The organism is Paraburkholderia sp. GAS206C (assembly GCF_050435645.1).
Lineage (GTDB): Bacteria > Pseudomonadota > Gammaproteobacteria > Burkholderiales > Burkholderiaceae > Paraburkholderia > Paraburkholderia phenazinium_B.
The window spans coordinates 290,931-310,921 of record NZ_JBNDKR010000009.1 but is presented as its reverse complement, the minus strand read 5'-3'; the positions used below and the strand labels follow the sequence as shown (position 1 = coordinate 310,921).

Genomic DNA, 19,991 nt, shown 5'->3' with positions numbered 1-19,991 from the left:
GTCGTTATTGCAGGTCGTGCGTGTATTGCCAGTGTAGCGGGTCTGGCGGCATAGCGAAATTGGCCGAAATAGTGGTCGCGACTAGCGGGGGTTGTCCTCGAGAACGCTCTGTGTCAGGGTGACCGACGGGATCGTCGGCTTCATCATCGCTCCCGCGCGGCGGCGCACGCCGTACCAGCCGGCCACCAGCAGCAGCACCACAACCGGGATCGAGGCGACCGTCCACGTGCCGTTAGGGTAATCGAAGGCCATCAGCACCAGCACGCCCAGCAGAAACGCCAGGGTAAGCCACGAGGTGACCGGCGCACCGGGCATCCGGAAGGTCACCGGCTCCGCTTCGCCGCGCGCTACCGCCTGACGGAATTTCATCTGGCAGACCACGATAAAGCCCCAGGTGCTGAGAATGCCGAGCGAAGCGATATTGAGCACGATCTCGAACACGCTCGACGGCACGAAGTAGTTGAGCACCACGCCCACGATGTAGATCGCCACGGTCACGAGGATGCCGGCATACGGCACCGACTGCGAACTCATACGCGACAGGAAGTTCGGCGCGGAGCCGCCCATCGACAGCGCCCGCAGCACGCGGCCGGTCGAATACAGGCCGGAGTTCAGACTCGACAGCGCGGCGGACAGCACGACGATGTTCATCACGGAACCCACGCCCGGCACGCCGAGCTGACCGAAGAAGGTGACGAACGGGCTCTGCCCTGCCTTGTACGCGCTCCACGGCAGCAGGCACACCAGCAGCACCACCGCGCCTACGTAGAACAAGGCGATCCGCCAGATCACGCTATTGATGGCGCGCGGCAGCACCTTGCGCGCGTCCTTGCACTCGCCCGCGGCGGTGCCCACCAGTTCGACGCCGGCAAAGGCGAACACCACCCCTTGCACCAGCACGAGCGCAGGTAGCAGACCGTGCGGAAAGAAGCCGCCGTTCTCGCTGATCAGATGCACGCCGGTGCTGTTGCCGGCCACGTGCACGCCTGTGCCGAGAATGATCGTGCCGATCACGAGGAACAGCGAGATGGCGGCCACCTTGATGAGGGCAAACCAGAACTCCATCTCGGCGAACCATTTCACACCGATCAGGTTCATCGCCGCGACGATGCACAGCGCGATCAGCGCGAACACCCATTGCGGCACCGACGTAAAGGCGCCCCAGTAATGCATATATAGCGCGACGGCCGTAATGTCGACGATACCGGTCATCGCCCAGTTCAGGAAATACATCCAGCCGGCCACGAACGAAGCCTTTTCGCCGAGAAATTCGCGCGCATACGATACGAAGCTGCCGCTGCTCGGACGGTGCATCACCAGTTCGCCGAGCGCTCGCAGAATCAGAAACGAGAATACGCCGCACACCAGATAAACAATTGCCAGCGACGGACCCGCTATCTGCAAACGCGCACCGGCGCCGAGAAACAGGCCCGTGCCGATCGCGCCGCCAATCGCGATCATCTGCACCTGACGGTTACCCAAAGTCTTGTGATATCCCGCTTCGTGCGATTCCAGCCAGCTTTTCTTATCCAATTCACCGCTGCCGGGGGGATGCGGTTGGTTTTCCAGTGTGGACATAATCAGTTCCATCCTTTGAGGCGGGTTCGCTGTTTCGGAATCCCGGAGATAGTCCGTCGGGTTGATAGGCAATGGCGCACAGATGAATTTCAACGAACCGGCACGGCGTCTCTTACCGGAATTAACAATTGCCGGTTACAGAATCCATTCAGCGCGCATTTATCATGTCGGCACTGCCTCGTGTCAGCACTGCGTAATACATGGGCAGGCAGTCGAACGGTATGTAGCCCAATTTATGGCGGCAACGCTCATGCATATTTCGACTAACACCCATCGAAAAAAAACATCGGTATGCTGGAAGCGCGAGGCGGTAGGCTAGAGAGTCGCCGGTATCCGACGGATGGCGGTTGTCGATTGATCCAATAAAAGTGATAAATATGGAAGCAAAGTGGTTGGAAGACTTTCTTTCTCTTTCTGACACGAAGAGTTTTTCCCGTTCGGCGCGCAGCCGCCATCTCACCCAGTCAGCATTCAGTAGACGAATCGTGGCGCTCGAAACGTGGATGGGCACGCGCCTGTTCGACCGCAGCGTCAATCCGATCACCCTCACGCCCGCCGGCAGGATGTTTCGCAGCCTGGCCGCGGACATCCTGCGCAGCATGCACGCGGCCCGCAATCTGGTGGGCGGCTATGAGCAGTTTGCGGAGAACGATCACGTGGTGCACTTCGCGGTGGCCCACACGCTTGTGTTCACGCTCTTCCCCGACTGGCTCAAACGCCTGACCAACGAGTTCGGCAACATCATGGCGCGGGTCCAGGCGGTCAATGTGCCGGAGGGCGTGCAGCATCTGGTGGCGGGCGACTGCGATCTGCTGATCGGCTATCACCACCCGCAATTGCCGATTGCGCTCGACCCCAATCACTTTCCGTTTCTGACGCTCGGAGTCGAACGGATCGTGCCGGTGTCGGCCGCCGGTCCCGACGGCAAACCGCTGTTCGAGCTGCCCGGCAAGACCGGGCGGCCGCTGCCGCTGCTCGCCTATTCGTCGGGTGCGTTCCTCGGCAACGTCGTGGAAATGCTGTTGATGAATGCCACCGAGCCCTATTCGCTGTACCGCTGCTTTGAAACCCACATGTCCGAGGCCTTGAAAGGCATGGTGGTAGCGGGTCATGGCATCGGCTGGCTGCCCGAAAGCTGTATCACCAAAGAGTTGCACGAAGGCACGCTGGTGCGAGCCGGCTCCAACGCCTGGGCGACCGAACTTGAAATCCGCCTGTACCGGCCGGTCAAGCAACGCGGCCAGGCAGCCGAGCAGTTGTGGGCCTATATCAGCAACCAGTCGATCGAGCCAAGAACCGAGGTTTTGCCGGAGATGCTCACGCCGGGCTAGGCTGTATCATTCCTGTGCGCTAACCATCGCGCACGACAAAAGGAAGCCAATGGTACAGAAGACACGCCGGCGCGTGCTCGTAGCCGGCGCGCTCGCAGCCGCCGGCCTGACAGTTGCGAAAATTGCCGAGGCCATACCGACTGGCAAGTTGACGATCGCCCTCGTTCTGAAGTCGCTCGCGGACCCGTTCACGGTCGCCATGGCGAGCGCCGCGCAGAACTACCAGAAGCACTTTGCCTCGCAGTTCGACCTGAACGTGCTCGGCACGTCCACGGAACTCGACACCGCTACCCAGATTCGCATGGTCGACGATCTGATCGGCGCGCACACCAGCGCCATCGTGCTCGCTCCGACCGATTCGAAGGCGCTGGTGCCGGTGGTAGCGCGCGCCATCAACGCGGGCATCATCGTGATCGCTATCGACAATCCGCTCGACGAAGCGGCCCTCGATGCGCTCCACCTCTCGGTGCCGTTCGTCGGTCCGGACAACCGCAAGGGTGCGGAGACGATAGGCGATTACGTGGCCACCAAGCTCGCTCGCGGCGACGAAGTGGGGATCATCGAAGGTGTCACGACCGACCGCAACGCACAGCAACGCACCGAGGGCTTCAAGGCTGCCATGGACGCGGCCGGCATGAAAGTCGTGGCGGTTGCGCCGGGCGACTATACCTATGCCAAAGGCAAAGCGGCCGCTGCGACGATGCTGGCGCAGCATCCGCGACTTCGCGCATTGCTGTGCGCCAACGACAATATGGCCACGGGCGCGGTCGACGCGGTTCGCCTTGCGCATCGCACCGGCAGCGTGTACATCACTGGCTACAACAACAACCCGGACATCAGGCCGCTGCTCAATAGCGGCAAGATTCTCGCCACGGTGGATCAGTTCGCGGCACGCCAGGCCGTGTTCGGCATCGACGTGGCGCTCAAGGCGCTTACGGAGATGACCCGCCAGGAGGACCTGACGCCTCTTGTTGAAACGCCTTTGCAGCTGGTGAAGAGCGGGGATCGTTGAGCGTATGGGCAGGCGCGCGCTGCGGGGCTACCGCGCGCGACTCAGAGGCCAATCCGGCACAGCCTATCCCTCGCGCACCGTTTGCATCGGCGTGCGTCCCGCACAAACGCTCAGGACAGCACCGGTTTGCCTGCCACCTCTTCGATGACGCCCGTGTTCTCCACCAGCAGGCGGCGCAGATGCGAGACCTGATTCACCGCGTCCGCTTCGACCAGCGACAGGTGCCGGCGCGGAAACGCTTCGAACTCCGAGCGCGGCTCGACCTGCGCCCGGTCGAGCAAATACGCGTCGAGCTCCTTGCTTACCGCCGAAATCCACGCGATCAACGCACCGTCCGCCTGGGTCTTGTTGGCGGCAAGCCGCATCCGCGTCGCCGTTCCTGCAACGCGCCGCAACAGCGCGAGTGCCGTGATCGCAGCACGGTCGGCCAGCGAGCTTTCCAGCTTCTCGAGCCGCAGGCGGTTGAACGCCTCTTCCGCGTTGTTGCTCGCGAGGCCCGCTGCACGACGCATTTTCTCCACTTCGGTATCTTCGCCGCCCGCATGCTCGAGCGCGCTCACCAGATAGTTCAGGTTTGCCCCGACCGCGTCGGCGAGGCGAACGCGAAAATCCACCGGCTCGCGGCTCGGCCATAACAGAAACGTCGCGACGAGTGCGATCAGGCAGCCAAGCACGTTATTGCCGAGCCGGGTCACCGCATACATCCACTCGTGGCCCGCTGGCGCGGCGAAGTCCGCCACCAGCACGAAGGTCGGTGTGAGGAACAGCACGAACAGGCTGTAGCTGACGGTACGCAGCGCCATGGTCGCGCAGACGAGCGGAAACACCACCAGCGAGATGCCGATCGGTGCATGAATCGCGAGGCCGATCGCCGCTGCCAGAAGTCCACCGGCGATGCTGCCCGCCGCCCGCTCGATGCTGCGCGGCCAGGTGCCGGCAATCGACGGCTGCAGGATCAGCAGGATCGCCATGGTCGCCCAGTAGCCGAACGGCACGTGCAGGATCCGCACGATCACGAAGCCTGCCGTGGCGGCCACGCCGACGCGCGCGCCGTGCCGCAGTCCGATCGATTCGAACGATGCGTTGGCCTTGAGCGTCATCCAGGCGCGCGACAGGTTGCCGACGGCAGCCTCGAACCAGCCGGTCTCGCGCCGCGGGGGCGGTTCGAATTCCAGTGAGCCCGAGCGCAGCTTGAGCGCCAGCGGCTCGCCGAGCGCCACTTCGAGCGCGCGGGCCAGCTTGTGCAGACGGCGTTGCAGCGCGGCCGGCGTGGACCTCGCGTCGCTGCCGGCCTGATCGTCCGCGCGGCTGCTTCGAGCCGCCTGGGTGCTGGCGTCTTCGCTGACCGCGCGGCCAATGCGCAGCAGTACCTCGGCCACTGCCGACAGCGTGCGCGCGGCGCGCTGCGGTTCGCGCAGATTGTGGTGGCCGCGCTCGCACGCGTCGGTGACGGCGATCAGGTAGGCGAACACGCGCTCGGTATCCGCGAGCGCGAGCAGCAGGTGCTCGTAGGTTTCGCGCTTGTCGACGCGCAGGTTCGGCACCTTGGCCAGCACCTTGCGGGCTCTTTCGAGCGCCGCGCGTGCCTGGCCGCGATAGGTGGCGGCATGGCGCGCCCATTGCCCGAAGTCGGCGGTGTCGCGTCGGAGCAGACGCGCGCTATCGAGCGCGATATCGGCGAGCCTGCTGTAGACGGCGCGCAACGTCATGCGGCTGGGTCCAAACGGATGGATGCGCCACACGGTCAGGCTCAGCACCACCGCGAACAGGCATCCGAACAGATAGATAGAGAGAAACAGAAGACCGTGCTGCAGGTTGTGCATCGGCCTGTCGACCATCACCACGCAGGCGGTCGCCGCGAGAATGCCCACTTGCGAGGCCGCTGCGCCCCACACCCGGGCGAGCGCGCCGGCCGTCGCGAATAGCAGGATCGCCGCCGTCGCGGCCAATGTGCCGGCGCCGGAGGCGAATGCCGTGAGGCCGCCGCACAGCGTGGAGAGCAGCGCGAAGCTCATCATCGAGGCGAAGCGCATGCGGTTGGTCCCCGCCGCGTCGGCGAGGCAGGTCCAGAAGGCGCCGATGGCCGCCCATGCAAACAACGGGTCATGCAGCAGATTGCCGAGCACCAGCATCGCAGTCGATGCGCACGCGGCGCGCAGGCCCTCGGACAGGTTCGCCTCGTCCACCGCGAACGACACCATCCACACCGGGCGCCGCCGCGACGCGTAGTCAGCGACCGCATGCAAGGTATTCAACCGGCGGTTAGCCGCATGCTTTGCCCTGCGCTGAAAATGACCAAACATTGCGCCCTGGAATCGAAGAACTGGGTTGGAGCGGCACATCAATCGCGGCCGTGGTCACAATTCCCCGGGCGATCGTTGCAGAAAGCAACATAATAAGGGTTAACCCTAGAAACAATTATGAGTTCGCTGCATGCCAAGGATGCCTTTTGCCCATCCGCCCGGCAATCCCGATCCCGTCGTCCACGATTCCAGTTTTCAGACGCCGGGTTTTCTTATGGAGGCTATTCCTTTGTTCCTTGTTATCCGTCAGGCGTTCACCAGCCGCCATTGCGCAAGCAAGGCCGGCAACTGCTCCATGTCCTCGAACACCAGCGCGACGCCGACTTCGCGCAACGCGTCCGGCGTGCTGTGGCCAACGTTGGAGGGTGCGTAGCCGAACACCGTCGCGCCCGCTGCCAAGCCGGCCGTCGCACCGGTCACCGTGTCTTCCACCACCGCGCAGCGTTTGGGGTCCACCCCCAGGCTGCGTGCCGCCGCCAGATACACATCGGGATGAGGCTTGGTGTGCGGCATTTCGTGTCCGCTGAAGACGCGGCCTTCGAAGTAATCGAGCATGCCGGTCTTCTGCAATTGCATCTCGACCTTGTGCCGGTCCGCGCCGGACGCAACTGCGATGCAGCCATCCAACGCTGTGTGGAGGGCCTTTACCGCCGCTGCCGCGCCATTGATCGCCACGAGCTCCAGCTCAAGCGCCGCGTTGCGGCGCTCCCTGAACTGCGTCAGCCACGCCTCCGAGATGGCGACGCCCGTGTTGGCCTCGATAAGCGACGCCTCGTCGCGCACCGCCTTGCCCATGAACACGCGCATCGTTTCTGCGACGCTGATGGGCCAGCCAAGCTCGCCGAGCATCTGCGAGAGCACGCGGTTAGTGATGAGTTCTGAGTCGACGAGCACGCCGTCGCAATCGAAAAGTACCGCGTCGAAGGGGAAAGAAGGCATTCTGACTATCGCTGGAAAAGGTCTCGAAGCGATAGAGGATACTTTAGGTTGGGGTTCGGCGTGAGTGGCGCGGGTCGCTGCGTCGACGGCCTTTCGGAAGACCGTCGACCGCGTTAGTCCTCTCTCGAAGGGTCGATTGACAGAATGTCGCGGTAGCTGCCGTGCATGGATAGCAGGATTAACGCGCTGATCAGCGGTGTCAGCACGAGCGCGCGGATCGGCATCGGCGCAACCGGCACGAGCATCGCGTCGGCAGCCAGTACTGCGGCGTACATCAGGGCGACCGGCCCGTTATGGAACATGGCGCGCAAGCTCGTCAGCATCGCCTCGAACGGCGGACGTTGCTGCAGAACGATCAGCGCCGGCGCAAACCACACTGCCGCAATGGCGACTGCAAAAGCGACCGCGTGCAGAACCGGGCAGAGCGCAGCCGTCCGGTCGTTAGCATGGCCAAAGATGATCGACAGGCTGTGCGCGCCGCCTGGCATCATCGACGCCGTCAGCTTCACATGAAGCAGTGCGAAGGAAAGCACATATCCCACTGCCACAATCGCCGCGGCAGCCAGCACCACGGTGAGCAGCGCATCGCGATGACGTACGAGCGCCGCCAGAGTCGAGCCAAAGCGCTGCCGTTGCACACCACCGATGCCTGCCGGCGTGAGCAGGATTGCTCCGCCAAGCACCGCCGGCAGCAGCACGGCTAGCCGTTGAAACGGCGCGGCAAGTGCAAGCGCCGTTGCGAGATCGGCGCTGGCAAGAATCGTTGCAAGCCACATCAAGGGTTGCGCACAGGCGAGGCTAAAACCATAGGTCAGCCACGCTCCGATGCGCGTAACGCTCGCGCTGCGAATCTCGTGACCTAGGGGGCCTCGCGCGCTCCGGGCGACGCCGCTCTTGTCGTCAATGTAGAGTTCTTGCCGATTCATGATCGTGTCCTTTCCTTTTTCCACCGCGCGAAGACCCACATCGCAGTTGGCCACGCGTCGCTTTGCGGCACGCTCGCCGCCTTCGAACCCACTGCCTGTTGACGGTATCGACATCATGGTCGACAAAGAGGAAAATAAAAACGGACGACTTCAGGAAATTAATTTCCTCTTTTATGCGCCTTATCGACCAGTTCCAGAAACTACACACGTTGCTGGCAAAAACGCCGGAGCAGCCCGGCTTGCCCGCGCTCGCAAAGACCTTGAACTGCAGCGAGCGCAACGCGCGGTTGTTGCTGCGCAAGATGGAGGAGAAGGGTTGGTTGCACTGGGAAGCGGCGCGTGGCCGGGGCCATTTTTCGCGCCTGACGATGCTCGCCTCGCCCCAACAGGTGGCTTTGGATCATTTATCGGGCTTGCTGGCCGACGGTGAACTGGAAGAAGCATTCGCAAGCCTCGATGGCGAACAGCGCAAGCTGCTAATGGCACGACTTCCGGACTTCCTGCATGCACCGCAGGCCAGCGGCTCGCGTAACCGGCTTCGGATACCCCTGAGCTACCCCATCGAGGCGCTTGATCCAACCGGCATTACCACCAACATGGAAGGTCATCTGGTCGGCCAGATATTCTCGCGACTCACCGAATTCGATCGGACTACGCAGCAACTGATGCCCGGGCTTGCCCATTACTGGGAACCCGAAGACGACGCGAAAACCTGGCACTTCTGGCTAAGACCGGGCCTCAGCTTCCACGACGGCAGCGAAGTGGAAGCGGAAGACGTACGACAGACCCTATTGCGCGTACGCGACAAAGCGGGAGATGCCGCCTACCTCTACGAGCATCTCGACGCGATAGAGATTGGCGACGGCCGAAGGGTCACGTGCCATCTGAAATTCACCGACTATCTGTGGCCCCACTCGCTCGCTGCCCCCTCGGCATCGATCATCCCGAGAAACCGGAACAGCGACTTCTCGCTCATGCCGGTGGGCAGTGGCCCCTTCAAAGTGACGCGCCGTAGCGAGTACCGGCTAACGCTAACGGTGTTCGAAGACTACTATCGTGAGCGTGCGCTGCTCGATGAGATCGACCTTTGGGTCATTGCGCCATCGGAAGAAAGATCGGCATTCGATCTCCATTTCGGCTACACCGGCTCCAGCTCGAAGACAGAGCACCAGGTTGCACAAGTTCTGCCCGGGTGTACCAGTGTGAGTTGCAATTCCAGCCGCCCGCTTCTGGCATCCGCCGAGCAACGATTGGCGCTGGCTGACTGGCTCGCCCCGAGCGTTCTGATCGCGACCGACGACGAGTCACGACAGCCTGCGTCAGGTTTGCTTCCAGACTGGCAACATCGGGTAGCCGCTCCGCGAGGCCGGCCACCCATCCCCGAACACACCAGGTTGACCATGGTGACGATAGGAATTATCGGCCGTCTGGCGGCGTTGACCGAGTCAATAAAGGAAAGGCTTAAGGAAGCAAAGATTGAACTGGACGTGGTCGCGTTGAGCGTTCCGGAATATCTGCGGTATGAATGGCTTGACTCCGCCGACCTGGTATTGCAAATCGAACCGCTCAACAATTACGCCGATCTGGACTGCTATGGGTGGTTCTCGTCGAACCCTATTCTCCAGAAATGGAGCCCGCCAGCGCGCCGTCTGCTCATGGATAAACAGTTGCGGGCGATCCGCGCAACCGCCGATGGCGAAGCGCGCATGCAAGCGTATGCCGGGATCGGTAAGCAGTTGGTGATGGAAGGACTGCTGATACCGATCTCACATGAAATCCTGCGTGTTCAGGCCGCAGCGCACGTGGGCGGGGTCAAGAACCTGGCGTTCGGGCTCGCGCCGTTTGCCGATCTTTGGTTGCGGTAGAGAATATACTCAGGACGCCCGATCAACGGTCATCGTCGCGAACCGATGACGGATGGCGGCATAGCGCCCGCACGTCCACATCCATATACGGAAAGAGCGGCAACTGGCTGAGCACGTCGTTCAGATGCGCGGGACTCTCCACGTCGAAGATGCTGATGTTCGCGTAGTGGCCGGCGATCCGCCATAGATGCCGCCACACCCCCTCTTCCTGCAGCTTCTGCGACATCGCCTTCTCGTCGGCCTTCAACCGCGCCGCGCGCTCGGCGTCCATGTCATGCGGCAGATTGACGGTCATCTCTACGTGGAACAGCATCGTTAGCTCCTTGATGTGCAGACGGCCCCGATTGCGCGGCGAAGCATGCGGCGGGGCCGATAAAAATCAACGCGGTGGTTGTGCGCCTCAAGCCTCGGCGCGCAAGCGCTCGACTTCGGCGCCCGGCAGGTTATCGCGGTCCTTGAAGAGCGTGAAGTCGAAATCGATCAGCGCAAAGTTGCCGTCCACGCCATACGGTTTGCCTTGCACACCTTCGGCCTGTTTGACGGCCGGCACCAGACCATCGCGCGTGGCGAACGCAAAGTCGTCCCACAGATACGGATCGCCGTCGATGTTGATCTGCGTGGTTAGCTTGCGAAACCCCGGTGCCGAGACGAAAAAGTGGATATGCGCCGGACGATGCCCGTGACGGCCAAGCTGATCGAGCAGCAGTTGAGTCTGGCCTTGCGGCGGTACGCTGTAACCGACCGGCACCACGCTGCGGAAGCTGTAGTTGCCGCTCGCGTCCGTGCGGATCGAGCGGCGCAGATTGAAGGCCGGTTGCGATTTATCGAAGTACGAGTAGTTGCCGAGATGGTTCGCGTGCCACACTTCAACCAGCGCATTCGCGAGCGGCTTGCCGTCTTCGCCCAGCACCCGGCCGCGCATCACCAGCGTCTGACCGGGATCGGTGCCGTCGTCGAGCCGTGCATGGCCATCGGACACCGGCGCGCCGGCCACATAGAGCGGGCCTTCGATCGTACGCGGCGTGCCGCCCTCGATACCGGCTTTCGCTTCCGCTTCGTCGAGACGCAGATCGAGAAAATGCTCGAAACCAAGGCCCGCGGCCAGCAAACCCAACTCGCCGCTCTTGCCCGCATCGCCCAGATAGTTCAGCGCGGTCCAGAATTCGTCGGGCTGCACGTCGAGCTCTTCGATCGTGCAAAACAGATCGCGCACGATACGGTTGACGATCTCCTTGGTGCGCGGATTTCCTTCGCTGGTGGCGCTGTCGTTGATCTTGTTCAGCAGCGCGTCGATGGCTTGCCTGTTCATGGGGTATCTCCTGGTTCAATGTTATGGATGACTAATGTGTTTCAAAAACGCTAGCTCATGGCGACGCTGGCGCCCCTGGACGTATCGCGCCGCAGTCGCTCGATCTTGCTCCAGTCGAGCACGATGCCGAGACCTGGCCCTTCTGGAAGTTGCAGCGAAAAATTCTCGTAGCGCAACGGTTCGGTGAGAATCTCTTCGGTCAGCAGCAAAGGGCCGAACAGTTCGGTGCCCCACTTCAGTTCACCGAACGTACTGAAGAGTTGCGCGGATGCGATCGTGCCCACCGCGCCTTCGAGCATCGTGCCGCCATACAGGTCGATGTCCGCAGCGGCCGCGATCGCCGCTACGTGCGCCGCGCCGATGAGGCCGCCTGATTGGGCGATCTTCACCGCGAACACATTGGCGCCCCGCTCGCTGGCGATAGCAAACGCATCGGCGGGACCGTGCAGCGCTTCATCAGCCATGATCGGCACATGAGCCAGATCGGTCAGGCGTTTGAGACCGGCGCGATTCTCCGCGGCGACCGGCTGTTCGATCAGGGCCACACCGGCATCCGCGAAACGTCGGGCAGCCCAGATCGTTTCGGTTTCGGTCCATGCCTGATTCACGTCGACCCGCACTTCACCGCGTCCTTCCAGCGCGCTCCTTATCGCAACGACGTGCGCCACGTCATCGGCGAGCGCACGCGCGCCGATCTTCAGCTTGAATACACGATGACGTTTCGCTTCGAAGACACGCTCGGCCTCTTCGATATCGCGCTGCGTGTCGCCGCTTGCGAGCGTCCATGCGACGTCTACCGCATCCCGTACGCGGCCGCCGAACAGTTCGGACAGGGGCACGCCGAGGCGCTGCGCCTGGGCGTCGAACAACGCGGTTTCAACGGCGGATTTGGCGAACCGGTTGCCCTGATACAGCGTACGCAGCTTCGCCATGGCAACGCCCGGCCGGGTCGCGTCCATACCTTTTAGCAATGGTGCGAAGTAAGTATCGATATTGACCTTGATGCTTTCCGGGCTCTCTTCGCCATACGCGAGGCCACCAATGGTGGTGCCCTCGCCTACCCCTGACACGCCGTCGGCGCAGCGAATCCGAACCAGCACCAATGTCTGGTGATTCATCGTTGCAACCGAGAGCCGGTGGGGCCGAATCGTCGGTACATCGACGAGAATCGTCTCGACGCTCTCGATCATCACGGGTGTTGCTATCATTCGTTGCACTCCTGCACTGCTTTGCTGAGGTCTCCATCTTAGGAACAAAGCCACGTAGCAGTCCAACACCGATTCCGACTACTTTCATACCTTAGGGGTATGCATGGAAATTCGCCAACTCCGCTACTTCGTTGCGGTCGCGGAAGAAATGAACATTACGCGGGCCGCGAATCGCCTCCATATGACGCAGCCGCCGTTGAGCCGGCAGATCCAGCAGATCGAGGAAAGCGTGGGGCTCGCGCTGTTCGAGCGTGGCGCGCGGCCGTTGCGGCTGACCGAAGCCGGGCGCATTTTCTATACGCAGGCGAAGCGGCTGATCGGCGAGGCTGACGAGCTTGCACCGCTGACGCGGCGGCTCGCGCAACTGGCCGAGCGGATCGTGATCGGCTTCGTGCCGTCGACGCTATACGGGGCGTTGCCCGCGGTGATTCGCGCGTTTCGCGAAGCGGCGCCGCTGATCGAACTGTCTCTGATCGAAATGTTCACCATCGAGCAACTCGGTGCGCTCAAGGGCGGACGTATCGATGTGGGCTTTGGCCGCCTGCGTTTCGATGACGCGCAGCTTGCGCGCGAAGTCCTCGTCGAAGAAAGGATGATCGCCGCGCTGCCGCAAGATCATCCGCTCGCGCGGCAGAAGAAAGCCTTGACGCTCGCCGCGCTTGCGCAGGAGACCTTGATTGTCTATCCGAGCACGCCGCGGCCGAGTTACGCGGATCAGCAACTATCGGCAATGCATGATCACGCGCTGGAGCCGAAAGCGGTTCATGAAGTGAGGGAATTGCAAACCGCACTGGGCTTGGTCGCAGCCCAGGTTGGGGTGTGTCTCGTACCGGAGAGCGTAGAAGGGTTGCGCGCGCATGGGGTGGTCTACCGGGCGATTCCGGCAGCGCATGCTGTGTCGCCGATCATCATGAGCCGGCGACTGCAGGATGAATCGCCGGCGACTACGTTGCTCTGTTCGCTGGCGCGGGAGTTGTTTCGCGCAGGATGAGGTGTCGCAATGGCATCGATCCAATCGCTTACAAATTAATAACCTGAAAGCAAAAAGTCAGACGCAATCGTTTGCCAGAAACAATTCCTCTGAAGAATCCATTTCTGTTGCCGTTAACCCTAGTATGAAGCACCCGTCACCCCACCAAGTCCGATCCGGATTGAGCGGGGCAACGGCATTGCCGACTATCCGGCGACGCGCGAGCGCCGTTGGATCTGTTTCTTTGTTCGTTTTTTCCACTCGACACAGCGACTATGAATTTCGGCAAGATGAAACTCGGCGCCAAACTGATCAGCGCCTTTATTCTGGTATCCGCCCTTAGCGCCATCGTCAGCGTGATCGGCGTCCGCAATATGGGGCAAATCAGCGCTAACGCGGACACGACCTATCGGCAGGATCTCGTTGGGCTTAATCTGATCCAGCAGGCGAATGCCGATGTGCTGCGGGTCGGCACCTATCTGCGCAACGCCATTCTGGCCTCCACGGCCGATCAGCGGACAGCCTCTCTGGCTCAGGCCGAAAAGGCCCTGGCCTCGGCACGCGGGCACCTCGATCAGGCCGAGCCCCTTGTCTACACGGAGAAAGGGAAAGCGACCTTCGCCGATCTCGATCAGAGCTGGCACGACTACATTCAGGCCTTCGATGAAATGAAAGGCCGGATCAACGCCGCGGGACTGCAAGATCAGGCCGGTCTGACTGGATATTTATTGGGCGAATATCACGAGAAGGGTTTCAAGACCCTGGTCCTGATGGGCAACCTGGTTGACGTAAAGCAGGCCGACGCACAGGCAACGGCTGGATCTAATGACGCCGTGTACGCCCAGGGCCGCAATCTGATGCTTGTTCTGGTGGCCCTGTCTGTGTTGATCGGCGTGGGAGTCGGTGTCTGGGAGGCACGCAGTCTCACCCGGCAACTGGGATCCGAGCCGGCCACGGCTGCCGATCTGGCCAGAAGCGTGGCAGCCGGTGATCTCAGCGTCAGCATCGAGCTGCGGCCTGGCGACACCGACAGCCTCATGGCATCGCTGAAGGCGATGCGCGATGCCCTCTCGCAGGTCGTGGCGGAAGTTCGCGAAAACGCCGAGGGCGTGGCCACCGCGAGTGCGCAGATCGCGCAAGGGAATCTGGATCTGTCGAGCCGCACTGAGGAACAGGCGGCGTCGCTGGAAGAAACCGCCTCGAGCATCGAAGAACTGACTGCCGGAGTCCGTCACAACACGGACAACGCCAGGCAGGCAGCAACGCTTGCCGGTACGGCCTCCGGCATCGCTCAACAAGGCGGCGAGGTCGTCGGGCAGGTGGTTGAGACGATGCGCGAGATCGCCATCAGCTCGACCAAAATGACCGAGATCATCAGTGTGATCGAGGGAATCGCCTTCCAGACCAACATCCTCGCGCTCAATGCAGCGGTCGAGGCGGCTCGCGCCGGCGAACAGGGACGGGGCTTCGCTGTAGTGGCCGGTGAAGTCCGCGCGCTCGCGCAACGCAGTGCGAGTGCGGCAAAAGAGATCAAGGACCTGATTGCCGACTCGGTCAACCGGGTGGAAACGGGCTCGTCGCTTGTCGAGCGGGCGGGCGATACGATCAAGCAGATCGTCGACTCGGTCAGGCGTGTCACCGACATCGTGGGTGAAATCTCATCGGCGTCGCAAGAACAGAGCACCGGCATCGAGCAGGTCAACCAGGCCGTCAACCAGATGGATCAGGTCACCCAGCAGAATGCGGCGCTGGTGGAAGAAGCTTCGGCGGCGGCCCAGTCGATGGCCCAACAGGCCCAGGGGCTGCGCAACGCGGTCGCCTTCTTCAAGCTCGACGGCCGTCAAATCGCTTTGCCGCGCGCGAGCGTGCCGCGGAAAGAACCGCGTCGGGCGGAGCCGCGGATTCGCGCGTCTGCCCCTGCGATGTTGCCAAAGCCGACCACGCCCCCCGTTCAGACAGCCAGCAGCAAAGCCGGAATCACGACGAGCGCCGGTGAGTCTTCCGGCTGGCAGACATTCTGAACGGTCTGAACGCCGAATAACACCTCGCAGTTCTCGCCCCAGCCATTGGGGCAGTCAATGCGAGCGACGTCATAGCCAGCGAAGAGTACTCACGGATGGAGACACGGGTCCGCTGCAAACGGGCCCGACGAAGCAGCACGAGACGCGGTTGCAGCCGACCTGCAGCGCGTTCAGGGCCGTCTCGCCGTCTCCACATGCCGGTTGCCACCGGCTTCGTCACGTTGCTGTCCGATGACCAGACGTGACGACCGGATGAGGGATAGTGAGATCCGATTAACGGTTTCTGCTCGGATCGTACTCGAAAAATATGGAATCACACTCGCTATCAAACGTATCGAAAACGGTTGTGAAGTCGTTGGAGTCGGCAAACATCGACTACGTCTTCATCGTCCCGGGAAAGATGATCTATCCGCTGCTGGACGCCATTGGCAACTCGCCGTCCATTCGCGGAATCATTTGCGCTCATGAGACCGGGAGTGCCTTCATGGCCGACGGTTATGCGCGCGCCAGCCGGAAATTCGGCGTGTGCGTGGCGATTTCCGGGCCCGGCACCATGAATTTCGTGCCCGGTATGGCGGCGGCTCAGGCAGACCGGATTCCCATGCTCTATCTCGCCGGAGGTGTCTCGTCGCGCGCAGAAGGCAAAGGTGCGTTCCAGGACGCTACGCTGAGCGGCATTTTCGAAAGCGGCGTGGTGAGAAGCCTGGTGGGAGATGTCGTCGAACTCAAGAACAGGGAAAATCTGCAGGCCGAAATGCGCCGTGCAACTGACGGATTGAACTGGATGCGTCGGGCGCGGTCTTTCGTCAGCATTCCTGTCGATGTTCAGCAGCAGGAAGTTCTGCCGGGCCAGGACGTAACACGGCAACCGTACGATCACGGTGACTTCAATGCATGCGAGGTGCCTGCGAACCGCGCCGCGCTGGATGCCTTGTGCAACCAGTATCTGCTCAAATCGAAGCGAGTCGCTTTCCTGATCGGTAGCCGCGGCAATGACGCGGAAACCGCCAAAGTTCTCCTCGAGGTGGCGGAGAAATTTTGCATCCCCGTTGCAACCACCCTCGCGGGAAAAGGCGCGTTTCCCGAGGACCATGTGCTTTCGCTCGGCATCTACGGATTTTCAAGCCATTCGCGGGCCGTTCGCGTAATCAACTCGGACGAACTCGATGCGCTGGTCGTCTTTGGCAGCGACCTGAATCAGCGCGACAGCATGAACTGGACTGAGAAGCTGGCTGCCCACAAGGAGCTGATCATCTTCGACGACAGCTTCGAGGCGCCTGCGACGGGGCACCTCGCGCGCGGCAGAATCTTCTCCGGGATTCGCGCTACATTCCGCTTGCTGGGCCAGATGGACACGGACCGGAGCAGCGACTTTCACACCGTGCTGGAAAGAAGAAAAGCGTGGGTCGCCGAGGTCAACCAAACCCCGTTGTACGACCATCAGCTCGAGAGAATCGGTGTTGCGGGTTCAAGCGGCGATCGATCGCTTTACCCTGGCGACGTAGTCAAACGTTTGTGTCAACTGCTGCCAAAGGACACAAACGTCGTCGTGGATTCCGGCGCCCACCGGATATACATGGCCCATTATTGGCTCTCGTCGGGTATGGGCAACTATTTTTCCTCCAGCACCCTCGCCCCGATGGGTTGGGCAATCGCCGCCGGCATTGGAGTCAAGCTCGCTGCCCCCGAGCGCCCGTGTGCGGTCGTGACCGGAGACGGATGCATGCTGATGCACGGAATGGAGATCCAGACCGCCGCCCGCTACGGGGTAAAGATACTTTACGTCGTGCTGAATAATTCCGCGCATGGCGCGATCCATATCGACGCGATCAGCAACGGCTCCATTTCGGAGCAATTCACCCGGCTCCCGCGTCACGACTGGACCGCTTTTGCCTCTTCACTCGGGGTTGCGGCGCGTACCGTCGAGCACCTCGACGACCTGGAACATGCGCTGAACGAGGCCGCGCAATCCGACGGTCCATTCCTGATCGAAGTAGTGACCGGTGTCTTTCCAGCACCCAACCGGTACTACGCGGAATGCGCGGCTTGAATCTGAAAACGTCTGCCGGATAACCATGCGCGCCGGCAATCCGCAGTGCGGCTACGGTCGCGCGGCGGCGGCATGCCGGCTCACAACGTCAGGCTATCCGCAGCGACGCCAAGGCGGCGATGCAAACGCTGGACCACGGCCGACATCACCGTGCATGCAACGAAATAGCATGCACCAGCGAACAGGATCAACTCGACCGTCGTCCCATCCCGTGCGCCGACGTTCGATGCGATCGTGAAGAAGTCACCGAGTCCGATCACATAGACCAGCGAGGTGTCCTGAAAGAGGATGATGGCTTGCGTGAGCAGCAGCGGCACCACCGCCCGCAACGCCTGCGGCAGCACGATAAGCAACATGCCCTGCAACGGCGTCATGCCGAGCGCCAGTGCGGCCTGATTCTGTCCTGCTGGGATGCTGTTGATTCCCGCGCGAATAATCTCCGCGTAGTAGGCGGCCTCGAACAGCGAGAACGCGATCAGCGCGGACACGCGGCGAATGTCGGTGCTCGCGGGAAGATGCAGCAACGCCTGCAGCAGTTGCGGCGCAACCAGAAAAAAGCCGAGCAGCACGACCAATAGGGGCACCGCGCGAAAAGCCGTCACGTAGGCCCGCGCAAACGCCGCAAGCGGCCGCGAACGCGACAGACGGCACAACGTCAGCAGCACCCCAAGACAAAACCCCGCGATCAGGGCGACCACCGTGATTTCCAGCGTGATGTGCAACCCGCGGCTCAGTTCGGGCAAATCCTTCGGGATGGCTGACCAGTGGAAGCGATAAGCCATCATCGACCATCCGAACCAAAAGAGAGCCGGACCGACCGCTCGATGCGCCGCCCCGCGAACATGATAATGCCGGTCAGCAGCGCATAGCCCACGACGATGGCGAGGAACGATTCGTACGACTGCGACGTGTAATCGACCATGCGCTGCGCCTGCGCGGTGAGTTCGAGCACACCGATCGTGGAAGCAACGGAGGAGTTCTTGACGATGTTGAGAAATTCGGACGTCAGCGGCGGCACGAGGTTACGCGCTGCCACCGGCAACAGCACATAGCGGTAGGTCTGGAACCGGCTGAGCCCGAGCGACAGCCCTGCCGCCCACTGCCCGGCCGGCAGCGCCTGCAGACCCGCGCGCACCTGTTCGCATACGCGCGCCGAGGTGAACAGGCCGAGGCAGACAACCGACGCCAGCGCGGCGGATTCCGTGGGCGGCATATGCTTGATCGCGGTGCCAAGGTGTCCCGGCAGCAGTTCGGGAACCGCCCAGAACCAGATGAAAAACTGCACGATCAGCGGGATGTTGCGGAACACCGCCACATAGGTGGCCGAGAACCCGTACAGCCACCTGCCGGGCAACGTCCGCACGATGCCCATCGCCGTGCCGATCGCCAGCGCGATGATCCAGCCCGCCAGCGCGATACCGACGGTCGCTTCCAGCCCGGCGGCAATCCAGCCGAGATACGTGGTCGGCTCGCCGGTTGCGACAGGCTGCACGAACACCGCCCAATCCCAACGATAGCTCATGCCCGCTCCACGTCATGACGGCCGGGACGACCGGCGAATCGCGCACGCACTCTGGTTAGCTCAGCGGCTTGTCGTTCGGAGCCTTGAAGAGCGTCTTCAGATCGTCGCTCTCCGGCAGATGCAGGTTGAGCCCATTCGGCGGAATCGGCCCGTCGAACCACTTTTTGTAGAGCACATCGGCCTGACCCGAGGTCTGCAGGCGTGTGACGGCATCGTCGACCACCTGCTTGAAGTCCGGATCGTCCTTGCGGAACATGCAGCCGTAGGCCTCTCTCGATTGCGGCTTGCCGACGATCACGTAGTCGTTTGCATCGGGCGACTTTGCCCGTTCGCCCGCGAGCATCGCATCGTCGAGCATGAAGGCGTCGGCGCGTCCCGTCGACAGGGAAAGAAACGATTCCGCCACATCCTTCTGCGTCGTGATCGTCATGCCCAGGTTCTGCTCGGTGTTGAGCTTATGCAGGATCGGCTCCGAGGTCGAGCCGGCGTTGGTGACGACCGTGCGCCCCTTGAGGTCGGCGAAGTCCTTGATGCCCGAGTCTTTCTTCGTCAACAGGCGCGTGCCGATGACGAAAATCGTATTGGAAAAAGCCACCTGCTTTTCCCGCTCTACGTTGTTCGTCGTGGTCGTGCATTCGATATCGATCGTGCCGTTCTGCAGCAGCGGAATACGGTTCTGCGGCGTGATCGCAACCGTGCGCACGGTGAGGTTCGGCAGATTCAGTTTCTTCCTGATGCCGTCGACGATCGCCAATGCGACGTCCTGCGAATAGCCGAGGGGCTTCTGCTGATCGTCGAAATACGAGAACGGCACCACGGCGGGGCGCACGCCGAGGACGACCGTCCCGCTCTCCTTGATTTTCCGTAGCGTGCCAGTGCTCTGCGCGTGGGCGAATCCGGCTGCTAGCAGCGAAGCGGCAAGCAGCAATCGAAGCGTCTTCTTTCCAGTCGTCATGA

General features: G+C 62.0%; 16 protein-coding genes. 6 read left to right on the top strand and 10 right to left on the bottom strand.

Annotated elements, in window-relative coordinates; all coding sequences use genetic code 11:
* Positions 1-81 precede the first annotated feature (81 nt).
* Complete coding sequence (gene ansP, locus P3T20_RS26045; RefSeq protein ID WP_083611373.1) at positions 82-1,578, bottom strand: L-asparagine permease; 1,497 nt, start codon at positions 1,576-1,578, stop codon at positions 82-84.
* Between the two features lie 377 nt (positions 1,579-1,955).
* Between ansP and P3T20_RS26040 the strand changes: the two genes are divergently transcribed.
* Both P3T20_RS26040 and P3T20_RS26035 read left to right on the top strand, forming a co-directional pair.
* Entirely contained in the window at positions 1,956-2,909 is a 954-nt protein-coding gene (locus P3T20_RS26040) for a LysR substrate-binding domain-containing protein (protein WP_074264000.1), read from the top strand.
* Between the two features lie 49 nt (positions 2,910-2,958).
* The gene (locus P3T20_RS26035; protein ID WP_429288250.1) at positions 2,959-3,921 is read left to right on the top strand and encodes a substrate-binding domain-containing protein; all 963 of its coding nucleotides are present in this window, start codon (positions 2,959-2,961) and stop codon (positions 3,919-3,921) included.
* A 110-nt stretch (positions 3,922-4,031) separates the two neighbouring features.
* Here the strand turns inward: P3T20_RS26035 and P3T20_RS26030 are convergent, their stop codons facing one another.
* From P3T20_RS26030 to P3T20_RS26020, 3 genes are all read right to left on the bottom strand, one after another.
* Entirely contained in the window at positions 4,032-6,224 is a 2,193-nt protein-coding gene (locus P3T20_RS26030) for an FUSC family protein (protein ID WP_429288249.1), read from the bottom strand.
* Between the two features lie 246 nt (positions 6,225-6,470).
* Positions 6,471-7,163, bottom strand: a complete 693-nt coding sequence (locus P3T20_RS26025) for an HAD family hydrolase (protein WP_429288248.1) — start codon at positions 7,161-7,163, stop codon at positions 6,471-6,473.
* Between the two features lie 113 nt (positions 7,164-7,276).
* Positions 7,277-8,089, bottom strand: coding sequence for a hypothetical protein (locus P3T20_RS26020; RefSeq protein WP_429288247.1), 813 nt, complete (start codon positions 8,087-8,089; stop codon positions 7,277-7,279).
* A 98-nt stretch (positions 8,090-8,187) separates the two neighbouring features.
* Here P3T20_RS26020 and P3T20_RS26015 point away from each other — a divergent pair, with 98 nt between their 5' ends.
* Positions 8,188-9,954: an ABC transporter substrate-binding protein gene (locus P3T20_RS26015; RefSeq protein ID WP_429288246.1), complete on the top strand. Its 1,767-nt coding sequence runs from the start codon at positions 8,188-8,190 to the stop codon at positions 9,952-9,954.
* A 22-nt stretch (positions 9,955-9,976) separates the two neighbouring features.
* Here the strand turns inward: P3T20_RS26015 and catC are convergent, their stop codons facing one another.
* The 3 genes from catC to P3T20_RS26000 form a co-directional block, all read right to left on the bottom strand.
* The gene (gene catC, locus P3T20_RS26010) at positions 9,977-10,267 is read right to left on the bottom strand and encodes a muconolactone Delta-isomerase (protein ID WP_429288245.1); all 291 of its coding nucleotides are present in this window, start codon (positions 10,265-10,267) and stop codon (positions 9,977-9,979) included.
* Between the two features lie 87 nt (positions 10,268-10,354).
* Entirely contained in the window at positions 10,355-11,263 is a 909-nt protein-coding gene (gene catA / locus P3T20_RS26005) for a catechol 1,2-dioxygenase (protein WP_429288244.1), read from the bottom strand.
* Between the two features lie 50 nt (positions 11,264-11,313).
* On the bottom strand, positions 11,314-12,471 hold the full coding sequence (locus P3T20_RS26000) for a muconate/chloromuconate family cycloisomerase (RefSeq protein ID WP_429288243.1): 1,158 nt from the start codon (positions 12,469-12,471) through the stop codon (positions 11,314-11,316).
* Between the two features lie 103 nt (positions 12,472-12,574).
* Here P3T20_RS26000 and P3T20_RS25995 point away from each other — a divergent pair, with 103 nt between their 5' ends.
* The 3 genes from P3T20_RS25995 (at position 12,575) to P3T20_RS25985 (ending at position 17,512) form a co-directional block, all read left to right on the top strand.
* Positions 12,575-13,462 (top strand): LysR family transcriptional regulator, encoded by an 888-nt coding sequence (locus P3T20_RS25995; RefSeq protein WP_074263991.1) that lies wholly within the window; start codon positions 12,575-12,577, stop codon positions 13,460-13,462.
* Between the two features lie 254 nt (positions 13,463-13,716).
* A complete protein-coding gene (locus tag P3T20_RS25990) occupies positions 13,717-15,462 on the top strand; it encodes a methyl-accepting chemotaxis protein (protein ID WP_429288242.1) in 1,746 nt (581 codons plus the stop codon).
* 307 nt (positions 15,463-15,769) lie between these two features.
* Entirely contained in the window at positions 15,770-17,512 is a 1,743-nt protein-coding gene (locus P3T20_RS25985) for a thiamine pyrophosphate-binding protein (protein WP_429288241.1), read from the top strand.
* Between the two features lie 80 nt (positions 17,513-17,592).
* Here the strand turns inward: P3T20_RS25985 and P3T20_RS25980 are convergent, their stop codons facing one another.
* Genes P3T20_RS25980 through P3T20_RS25970 form a run of 3 tightly spaced genes read right to left on the bottom strand, consistent with a single transcriptional unit; the run spans position 17,593 to position 19,989 of the window.
* Positions 17,593-18,294, bottom strand: coding sequence for an ABC transporter permease subunit (locus P3T20_RS25980; protein ID WP_429288325.1), 702 nt, complete (start codon positions 18,292-18,294; stop codon positions 17,593-17,595).
* A complete protein-coding gene (locus P3T20_RS25975; protein WP_429288240.1) occupies positions 18,294-19,034 on the bottom strand; it encodes an amino acid ABC transporter permease in 741 nt (246 codons plus the stop codon). The genes P3T20_RS25980 and P3T20_RS25975 overlap by 1 nt, the downstream gene beginning before the upstream one ends.
* Before the next feature lie 55 nt (positions 19,035-19,089).
* Complete coding sequence (locus P3T20_RS25970) at positions 19,090-19,989, bottom strand: glutamate/aspartate ABC transporter substrate-binding protein (RefSeq protein ID WP_429288239.1); 900 nt, start codon at positions 19,987-19,989, stop codon at positions 19,090-19,092.
* Between the last annotated feature and the right edge of the window lie 2 nt (positions 19,990-19,991).

Excerpts from the sequence above, each read along its gene's own strand:
- ansP (WP_083611373.1), bottom strand. The coding sequence starts at position 1,578 with ATGTCCACACTGGAAAACCAACCGCATCCCCCCGGCAGCGGTGAATTG.
- P3T20_RS26040 (WP_074264000.1), top strand. The coding sequence starts at position 1,956 with ATGGAAGCAAAGTGGTTGGAAGACTTTCTTTCTCTTTCTGACACGAAG.
- P3T20_RS26035 (WP_429288250.1), top strand. The coding sequence starts at position 2,959 with ATGGTACAGAAGACACGCCGGCGCGTGCTCGTAGCCGGCGCGCTCGCA.
- P3T20_RS26030 (WP_429288249.1), bottom strand. The coding sequence starts at position 6,224 with ATGTTTGGTCATTTTCAGCGCAGGGCAAAGCATGCGGCTAACCGCCGG.
- P3T20_RS26025 (WP_429288248.1), bottom strand. The coding sequence starts at position 7,163 with ATGCCTTCTTTCCCCTTCGACGCGGTACTTTTCGATTGCGACGGCGTG.
- P3T20_RS26020 (WP_429288247.1), bottom strand. The coding sequence starts at position 8,089 with ATGAATCGGCAAGAACTCTACATTGACGACAAGAGCGGCGTCGCCCGG.
- catC (WP_429288245.1), bottom strand. The coding sequence starts at position 10,267 with ATGCTGTTCCACGTAGAGATGACCGTCAATCTGCCGCATGACATGGAC.
- catA (WP_429288244.1), bottom strand. The coding sequence starts at position 11,263 with ATGAACAGGCAAGCCATCGACGCGCTGCTGAACAAGATCAACGACAGC.
- P3T20_RS26000 (WP_429288243.1), bottom strand. The coding sequence starts at position 12,471 with ATGATAGCAACACCCGTGATGATCGAGAGCGTCGAGACGATTCTCGTC.
- P3T20_RS25995 (WP_074263991.1), top strand. The coding sequence starts at position 12,575 with ATGGAAATTCGCCAACTCCGCTACTTCGTTGCGGTCGCGGAAGAAATG.
- P3T20_RS25990 (WP_429288242.1), top strand. The coding sequence starts at position 13,717 with ATGAATTTCGGCAAGATGAAACTCGGCGCCAAACTGATCAGCGCCTTT.
- P3T20_RS25985 (WP_429288241.1), top strand. The coding sequence starts at position 15,770 with ATGGAATCACACTCGCTATCAAACGTATCGAAAACGGTTGTGAAGTCG.
- P3T20_RS25980 (WP_429288325.1), bottom strand. The coding sequence starts at position 18,294 with ATGGCTTATCGCTTCCACTGGTCAGCCATCCCGAAGGATTTGCCCGAA.
- P3T20_RS25975 (WP_429288240.1), bottom strand. The coding sequence starts at position 19,034 with ATGAGCTATCGTTGGGATTGGGCGGTGTTCGTGCAGCCTGTCGCAACC.
- P3T20_RS25970 (WP_429288239.1), bottom strand. The coding sequence starts at position 19,989 with ATGACGACTGGAAAGAAGACGCTTCGATTGCTGCTTGCCGCTTCGCTG.